5 protein-coding genes are annotated in these 3682 nt (G+C 62.2%); 1 reads left to right on the forward strand and 4 read right to left on the reverse strand.

What is annotated here, in order from left to right:
* The 4 genes from hypF to trxA all read right to left on the reverse strand — a co-directional run.
* A partial coding sequence (gene hypF / locus ABHR76_RS09590) for a carbamoyltransferase HypF (protein WP_346977554.1) occupies positions 1-1675 on the reverse strand: 1675 nt, incomplete at its 3' end.
* 115 nt (positions 1676-1790) lie between these two features.
* Positions 1791-2303: a nickel-responsive transcriptional regulator NikR gene (gene nikR, locus ABHR76_RS09595; protein WP_118205863.1), complete on the reverse strand. Its 513-nt coding sequence runs from the start codon at positions 2301-2303 to the stop codon at positions 1791-1793.
* Position 2304: 1 nt separating this feature from the next.
* Positions 2305-2553 (reverse strand): hypothetical protein, encoded by a 249-nt coding sequence (locus ABHR76_RS09600; RefSeq protein ID WP_006235225.1) that lies wholly within the window; start codon positions 2551-2553, stop codon positions 2305-2307.
* A gap of 231 nt (positions 2554-2784) precedes the next feature.
* A complete protein-coding gene (gene trxA / locus ABHR76_RS09605; protein WP_022093990.1) occupies positions 2785-3105 on the reverse strand; it encodes a thioredoxin in 321 nt (106 codons plus the stop codon).
* Positions 3106-3241: 136 nt separating this feature from the next.
* On the opposite strand from trxA, the gene ABHR76_RS09610 reads away from it, so the two are divergent.
* On the forward strand, positions 3242-3682 hold a 441-nt coding region (locus ABHR76_RS09610), incomplete at its 3' end, for a hypothetical protein (protein WP_346977556.1).

Below are 3682 nucleotides of genomic sequence, written 5' to 3' on the forward strand. Positions count from 1 at the left end.
CGTCAAAGGCGATGCCAAGGACGCGCGCGTCGGTTGTAAGCTGGCCCGCGGCGATGGCCTCGGCCATTACGCTCGCGATATGCGCATGATGGTGCTGCACCTCGACGAGCGGCAGATTGCATTTTCGCGCCTGCTCGCGCGCCCACTGGCCCGATAGATAACTGGGGTGTACATCGCAAGCCAAGGCGGCGGGCGCCAAATCAAAGAGATCTTCCAAGCGCGTGCGCGCAGCGTTCCAGGCATCGAAGGTCCCGCCGTTTTCAACATCGCCGATATGCTGCGACACAAAACAGGTTGCCTCGCCGTTCGTCCCTTCACGCGTGAGCGCAATCGTGGCCTTTTGTTGTGGCCCGCAGGCGAGCACGCAGGACGGAGCGCGGTCGAGCGCCGGCAACGGCAGCGGCTGGGGTGCATATCCGCGAGCGCGGCGAACGGGCATAACGGCGACGTTGACCACGCGCACCACGGAATCGTCATAGCGCGAGAGAATCGCTCGATCGTTGCCGAGCAGCGCGTCGGCAATGCCGGCGGCAACGAGGCGCTCCCAGGCAAGATCGTCATCGGTCTCGATGGGCTCTTCGCTCAGGTTGCCGCTGGTCATGACGAGCGCGTGCATACCGTGCGACGCGGCAGCTGCAAGCAGAAGATGCTGAAGCGGGGTGTAGGGGAGCATAACGCCAAGCTCGGGCAGGTCGTGCGCGACGGACGGTGCGAGTACGAGGGCGTCGGGAGAATCGCCGTCGTTCCCGCAAACAGCACGCCGGCGCAGCAACACGATGGGGCGAATGCTGCCGGCCAGCAAGCCGCGCTCAACATCGCTGACATGGCATAGGCGTTCAACGTCAGCAAGGTCGCGCACCATGACGGCAAGTGGTTTGTTGCTGCGGCGTTTGCGACGGCGTAACTCGGTCACCGTCTGCTCGTTGGCAGCGTCACAGGATAGATGGAATCCGCCCAGGCCCTTGATGGCGACGATGCCACCGCTGGCCAGCAGCTCAACGCAGCGCTCGATAATGGCGTCGCTGGCCTCGCATGTGGTGCCGACGGCTGGTGTCGCGGACGAATTCCCGCACGCATCGCCGTTCACAGCCTCGCGCCACGTAATATGCGGCCCGCAATCAAAGCAGGCATCGGGCTGCGCGTGAAAACGCCGGTCGAGCGGGTCGGCATACTCCGCGGCGCACTTGGGACACATGGGAAAACAATCCATCGACGTGGCCGCTCGGTCATAAGGCAGCGAGCGGATGATGGTAAAGCGTGGGCCGCAGTTGGTGCAGTTGATAAAGGGGTAGTGATAGCGTCGGTCGGCGGGATCGAACAACTCGCGCAGGCAATCGTCACAGGTGGCGATATCGGGCGAGACGAGCGTGGTGTGCGCGGTCTGGTCCTGCGATGCTACGATGTGAAAACCCTGTTCATTGGCGGTATCCCAACCGTTGGCTGCCAGGTCCACAACCTCGACATACTCTACGCGGGCTGCCGCAGGCGCATGCTCAGAAAGCGCGGCAACAAAAGCATTGAGCGCATCGGCCGGAGCGTGCGCCTCGATATGCACGCCGTCGCCCGCGTTGAGCACCCAGCCGCAAATGCCATGCACCATGGCCTCGCGATACACAAACGGTCGCATGCCAACGCCCTGTACAATGCCCGTCACATGAATATGCACATGCCGCATGCGACACCCCTCATCAAAACCTACCAAAAAAGACAGGTTTGTTTTGGTAGGTAAAACTTCTAAACCTGCCAAAATAAACCTGTCTTTTTTGGTAGGTGCGCTGCAGGAAATCCCGCTACAGCCCCAGGCTCTGCTTGGTGGCGGCGCACGTGAGCTCGCCGTGCTTAACGCCGCGCAGGCCCAGCAGGCGGTCGGCTAGTTCGTAGACGCGCTCGCCACGGCCCTTGAGCGCCAGAATCTCCAGGCAGTTGTGGTGATCCAGATGCACGTGCATCGTCGATACGATCTCGTCGGTGTAGTCGTGCTGCACTTCGTCCAGACGGCGCGTCAGGTCGCCGGTATGGTGGTCGTAAATCATGGTGAGCGACCCGATAACATGCTCATCGGGCGTGCGCATCTGCTCCTTGGCGATCGAGGCGCGAATCAGGTCGCGCACGGCCTCGGAGCGGTTGGCCACGTCGCCGCGGCGCGCGATCTGCTCGTCAAAACGGCGCAGCAGGTCGTCGGGTGCGGTAACCGAAAAACGGACCAGCTCGGAGCCGGAGCCACTACAGTGGCAGCCCGCGTCACCGTCCGCCCCGTGCGGATGCTCGTGCTCGTACCCGCAGCCGTGCTCGTGTTCGGCCACTTTACACCAGCTTCACGGAGCCGACGGAGTTGTGGTCGGCCTCGATGGCCTCTTCGTAGCCCTCGAGTGCGTCGTGGGCCTCGTGCAGCGCGGCCATGGCGGCCTCGAGCTTGGCGCCGATGCGCTCCATGTCAAAATTCTCGGTCGCATGCAGCAGCTGATGGCTCCACTCGTGAGCGAGCTCGATGGTATCGTCGACCTGCTTGACGCTCATGGCAAGCTGGCTCATGTTCATTCCGACGTCATGCATGGGAAATCTCCTTTTGTATGGGGCAGTTCAGTGGTTCAGATTTTACTACGCCCGCTCTGCGCGCAGCTGCATAAGAAAACGGGTACGAGTCTGTGCGACCCGCACCCGTTCACTGGGGGCTGTTTGTAACTACCATACTATCCGTGGTCGCCCGCGCCGCACCCGGCGGTCCGGCGAGCGGTGCAAAACCGCTCATGGACGGCAGGCAGACGGTAACATGTAACAAGCGTATTACAGATGCTTCTCCAGCAGCGCCTGCAGTCTCGCCTTGGGCAGAGCGCCAACCGAGCGGTCAATCTCCTCGCCGTTCTTAAACACAATCAGCGTGGGGATGCTCATGACGCCATACTTCATGGCCAGGTCCTGGTTGTCGTCGACGTTGCACTTGGCAACGGCGAGCTTGCCCGCCAGCTCATCGGCAACCTCGTCAACGATGGGCGAGAGGGATCGACAGGGCCCGCACCACGGTGCCCAAAAATCGACCAGCACGGGCAGGCTGTCGTTAACGATGGAATCGAAGTTCTCGGGGGTAATCTGATTAATGTCAGCCATGGTGACCTCCATAATGCGACGCGGCTCGGCCGCGTAAAACTCAGTACGACCGTGCTTATACCCAGCCGCCCGCAAAGCAACCACTCGCGGGCAGCTCTTTTATATAATGGTGGGCACGCAAACGATTGGAGAGCGCATGTCCACGTCACAAAGCCAGAAAAAAGAAGCCATCGCCCAGGCGGCCGAGCAGGAGCTCACATCGCTTGCGGTCCGTGGCGTGCGTATCGCGGGCAACGCGTGCTCGCCGATCGTGCTGGTCAAAGGCGATTTGGACGAGGCCGAGCGTTCGGGTGGCGAGCTTGCCGCCGGCCCGGATGGCGCGGCGTTGCGCAAGGCGCTTGGGGCCATCGGCTACGCGCCCGAGGATTTTTGCGTGCTGGCAAGCGTCGCCGGCGTGGGTGACGGAGCGGTCGCGGTGGGCGAGACTCTGCCGTGCGAGCTGTTCCGTGAGGCGCTTGAGGCTTTGGACCCCGAGGCGGTTCTGCTGCTGGACGATCGCGCGGCCGATACCATGCGCGAGACCTATGCCGACATGCTTGTGGCAATCGACGACTTCGATACCGCTATGCTCAAGCCC

This window comes from Collinsella aerofaciens (genome assembly GCF_039752985.1).
Taxonomy (GTDB): Bacteria; Actinomycetota; Coriobacteriia; order Coriobacteriales; family Coriobacteriaceae; genus Collinsella; species Collinsella aerofaciens_BT.